Here is a 4,904-nt window from a genome sequence, read left to right as displayed (position 1 = left end):
GAACAAAAGCGCAAGCGCCCGGGTAGCGACGTATATGCTGGACTGAGCCGCAGGAGATAAAGGCAACACGATAAAGAAAAAGGATTGGATTACTAAGATCCAATCCTTCCATTATTATTTAGAAGATTTTATCGCATTGGCAATACTTGCAGCCAATCCTCCCCAAATCAATACCATACTAATAATCATCATAATAATTGCACTTGCTTCCATTAGCTACTTACCCCCTTGTTTGAGTTAGCTGAATGATTAGCTCCTTCTTTCCATTTCAGTTTAGTGAAGATGGCAGCTGCTACAATAACTAATCCTAATGCTCCCATTCCCCAAGGTCCTACTAATGAAAGTGGATATCCATCTACATATGGAGCCGTGAATTCACTATACAGTGATGCAATCATCATATAACCTAATAAAATTGGTGTAATAACAGTCAAGCAAATCGTCCACCATGACCCTAGACGAATTTGAGATAGACCATTGGCATGATCTTGAAGGTCTTTTACTTTTCGTATTACCCAAGCTAATAAGATAACCTCAATTAATCCGCTTAAGCCTACTCCTACTGTCAATACATAACGGTCAACTGCAGTTAGGATGTGTACGCCACCTTTTGTAGCATACAGGATAGAAATTAATGCTGATAAACCTCCACCAAATGCAACGGCTTTGGTTCTGGAAATACTAAATTTCTCTTGGAACGCAGCAATATAAGTCTCACTGATGGAAATAAGTGAGGACAGTCCTGCAAGCACTAAGGATGCAAAGAACATGAATCCAAACAATCCATTCAAGAAAGGCATTTGGTTAATAATTTGCGGGAAGATTGCGAAGGCAAGACCTACACCATCTGCCGCAAAGTCATCAATTCCATTACCTGTGGAAGCTGCTACGAATCCAATTGCACTAAATACTCCGATACCTGCAAGCAATTCAAAGCCTGAGTTACTTAAACCAGTAATGAATGCATTGTTCGTAAGGTCTGACTTCTTCGGTAAATAACTAGAATACGTAATCATAATAGCGAAACAAATAGATAAACTAAAGAAAATTTGCGTATAAGCTGCTGTCCATACGCTAGGATCTCCTAGTTGGGACCAATCTGGTGCAAAGAATGCGTTAAGACCTTGTGCTGCACCTTCCAATGTGACTGCTCTAAGAACAATAATTAAGAATAAGACCACTAATGCGGGAATGAAAATTTTGTTTGCTGCTTCAATTCCCTTTTTAACCCCTTTAAATAAAACAGCTAGTACAACTGCCCATACAATAACAAGAGGTATGAATACACTCGGAACAATGCCACCAACAGATCCTACTTCACCTGCTTGAAGGTAACTTCCCATTAAAAATTCACCTGTATTCTCTCCCCACGATAAGTTGAAGGAGTAAACCGAATAAGCAAGTGCCCAAGCAATAATAACTGCGTAATACGTAGAAATACCAAATGATATAAAGACTTGAAGCCACCCAACATACTCTGACTTTTTATTCAGTCTTGAGAATGTTAGTGGAGATGAACCACCATACTTATGGCCCATAATGAATTCCATGATTAGAATCGGGATACCTGCTGTAAATAATGCGATGAGATAAGGTAGAAAGAATGCTCCCCCACCGTTATCGTAAGCAACATACGGGAATCGCCATATATTCCCTAGACCGATAGCCGATCCTACTGCAGCTAGAATAAATCCAGCTCTCGTACCCCATTGCGAACGTTGTGACATAAAAAAATCCCCCTTCACTCTTTTTCCCTTTCGTGATTCAATCATATGCTTGAACCAATAAGAGAATGTTCTAATTCTTTTCTTTATTCTGACTTTTCTTTCTATCAGTTGCTTGTATTATAACCAGCCCATAAAAGAATGTAAAGCAGTTTCGCAAATTTTCAGTAATTTAAAAAATAGGAAAAAAAGACCAGAACCGATTATCCGGCTCTGGTCTCATTTTTTCCTAAGCATTCTGTTGTTTTGGCTTAAAAGAAAAGGCGATAATAAACACAATAACAATCGTCACTAGTAATGAGATAAACGTGTTTGTCGTCAATCCATATAATAAATACCCAACTGCTGCAGCTAAAGCTGAGATAAAGGCATAAGGTAGCTGTGTCATAACGTGATCAATATGATTAGAACCAGCACCTGTTGAAGACAGAATAGACGTATCTGAAATTGGTGAACAGTGATCTCCAAACACACTTCCTGCTAACACCGCTGCTAAGGATGGTAAGAACATCGCAGCATCCGTATTCACTGCTATCTCGCCTGCTATCGGTAGCATGATACCAAACGTTCCCCACGACGTTCCTGTGGCAAATGCCATGATTCCAGCAACAAGGAAGATAAGGAATGGTAGGTATGATGCCGTTATCGATGCTTTTTCGACAACTTCAGCTAAATAGCCTCCTGTAGCAAGACCACCGTCGCCTACAATTGTTCCAATCATCCAAGCTAATACTAGAATATAGATTGCAGGTAACATAGCCTTAATTCCTTCAAGGAATACTCTTGATGTAGATGATTTTGGCTTATTCTGAGCTAGATAAAGAATCAAACCAGTCAACACAGCAAACAATCCACCAAAGAATAGTGATTTGTTTACATTAGTTGAAGCAAAGATAGAAAGTAACGTTACATCTCCTTCACTTCCCTGTATCCCTGTAATAACCATAGCCGTAACAGTAGCAACTAATAGAGCAATGATTGGACCTAGTAAATGAAGAACCTTTCCGTTCGAATGTTCAACAAACTCACTATCTAAATCTCCAGGTACTTCTTTCCCTTTTGTAACTAATTCCCCAGTTGTTTCAGCACGTTGTTCATGCTTTTTCATTGAACCGATATCAAATTTAAATAGTACAGTTAAAAACACTAGTAAAATGGCTGCAAATACATAGAAGTTTAGAGGAATCATCTTCATAAAGGCCTCTAATTCTCCAAGCTCAGCCAGACCTTCTGTGGATATAATCCCACCAATTGTTCCAATGATAAACGCACCCCAACTTGAAATCGGTGATATTACTGTTACTGGAGCTGACGTTGAATCAATGATATAAGCCAATTTTGCCCGAGACACTTTATATTGATCTGTTAATGGGCGCGCAACCTGACCAATAGCCAAACTGTTAAAATAATCATCAATGAAAATGATAATACCGAGAATCGCTGGCATAAATTGAGCGCCTTTACGCGTCCGAATACGATTGATAGCCCATTCTCCAAAAGCTTTACTTCCGCCTGAAGCAGTCATAAATGCTGTTGTAATCCCTAATAAAAGTAAAAAGGATAGTAGGTAAAGACTTCCCCATTGGATAGCACCATCAGAGTAAAAAATAGTATAGAATGTAGACCATATTTCAGATAGTGATGCTCCTAATGAGAAGTTATGAAGCATAAATGCTCCTACAACAATCCCTGCGCCCAAGGATAGAAGCACTTGTCTTGTTAGCAGTACAAGAACCAACATGATAAGTGGTGGTATGAGTGAATAAATCGTTCCTTCCATCGTTGTCCCTCCGGTTTGTTTTGATGTCTTCCTTCGTTGACTCTTTTTTTGAAGGAAAGGAACGATGGATCTCAAGATGCTAGTACTGTTTTCATACATAGACCAATTCTATGTGTTCATCGAAGAAATGCGAGGAAAATACAAAAAGCAGGCAATGATAGAGTAAATAACCTATCATTACCTGCTTTGTAAGTAGCAAATAATATCGTTATCCTCCATCTCGATCAGTAGCGCATCATGCAATCCAACGTTCGGTTTGCATGACAGTATATTCCTTATTCAAGAACATACCAGCGTAAAAAAAATGACGTTTTTTCACACTTCGGCAAGTAGCCCTTTCACCCTTTATCAACGTTGTCATTCTCCAAAGGGTTACTAATACTAAATGCACCTCTACCTCATCGATATGATAAGGTTTGGCAAATTCAATTTTAAGACGTTTAATATCATATCAAGATTTTTAGATTATGGCAAGGGACTAGACGGAATTTCTATAGAAGGATTTGTCCCTTCTCCACCGCCACCATTAAAATATGGTACTTTCCCTTGGATGGATCCTTGCGTAACAAGAATATCTGTATTAACTGGTACTAGTTCTGTTGAAAATGGTAGGACGATTTGAAGTCTAACCCGTACATTTACCTTCACTTCAAAGACTAAATTATTTATTCCCCATTCCCGGAATGTATTAACAACGTTGGATTCAACATCCCCAATGGTTTGAAAATGAACTGGAATTTTTGGTCCAAGGTTTGCAAGAATCGTATTATTGGTGGCCTGACCTAAAGGAATATAAGCGATGGTTGGTTTGTCTTTCACTTCTTCCTGTGTTTCATCTTCTTCTTGGTCAATATCAATATCTAATGAAGAATCAACACGGTCTCCTTCTTCCTCTAATCGCTTTAAGTATTGATTTACTCTAAAGTATGTGTCCCGTTGGACTTTATTTATCGCGGATGAATTCCATGTAACAAACGTGGTGTTACCTTCATTATCTTTTTCTAAGATAATCATATCCTTAGGATTTAAATCTTCCGCTACTTTTTTATTTACGGCTTCGATAATGGCGTCCCTTGCAAGTTGTTCTGTTTTAAGTTGCGCTATTTCCATTATCTTTGGCTCAATGCTTCTATTGATAAACCATAAACTTCCGAACGTACTAACAATAAAAAATAGTAAGGTAATAAATGCAATTTGTCCTGGTGGAGGCGGCGCCATTGCTTTTTGATGTGGTTTATATTTTTTCATAAAAAACCCCCTCACCTAAAACATATGCACAAACAGGACAGGGGTTGCTAGTTTTTCAATTTTTATTATTGGCTCTGATAAAGGTTAGGGTTTCTTTTGGAAATAACTAATTAAAATAGCCTTATTCAAGATAAGAAGCATAATCTGGAATA

General features: G+C 38.3%; 4 protein-coding genes and 1 riboswitch. All 4 genes read right to left on the bottom strand.

Annotated elements, in window-relative coordinates; genetic code table 11:
• Positions 1–114: 114 nt before the first annotated feature.
• The 4 genes from N782_RS21200 to yunB all read right to left on the bottom strand — a co-directional run bounded on the left by N782_RS21200 (position 115) and on the right by yunB (position 4,752).
• Positions 115–213: a methionine/alanine import family NSS transporter small subunit gene (locus N782_RS21200; RefSeq protein WP_084103181.1), complete on the bottom strand. Its 99-nt coding sequence runs from the start codon at positions 211–213 to the stop codon at positions 115–117.
• Positions 213–1,727 (bottom strand): sodium-dependent transporter, encoded by a 1,515-nt coding sequence (locus N782_RS20245; RefSeq protein WP_036824808.1) that lies wholly within the window; start codon positions 1,725–1,727, stop codon positions 213–215. The genes N782_RS21200 and N782_RS20245 overlap by 1 nt, the downstream gene beginning before the upstream one ends.
• Before the next feature lie 226 nt (positions 1,728–1,953).
• Positions 1,954–3,504 (bottom strand): Na+/H+ antiporter NhaC family protein, encoded by a 1,551-nt coding sequence (locus tag N782_RS20240; protein ID WP_036824807.1) that lies wholly within the window; start codon positions 3,502–3,504, stop codon positions 1,954–1,956.
• A gap of 220 nt (positions 3,505–3,724) precedes the next feature.
• Positions 3,725–3,908, bottom strand: a riboswitch (Lysine riboswitch).
• A 61-nt stretch (positions 3,909–3,969) separates the two neighbouring features.
• A complete protein-coding gene (yunB, locus tag N782_RS20235; RefSeq protein ID WP_052111476.1) occupies positions 3,970–4,752 on the bottom strand; it encodes a sporulation protein YunB in 783 nt (260 codons plus the stop codon).
• Positions 4,753–4,904 lie beyond the last annotated feature (152 nt).

This window comes from Pontibacillus yanchengensis Y32, assembly GCF_000770635.1.
GTDB classification, from domain to species: domain Bacteria; phylum Bacillota; class Bacilli; order Bacillales; family BH030062; genus Pontibacillus; species Pontibacillus yanchengensis.
This window is presented reverse-complemented; position numbering and strand designations above follow the sequence as displayed.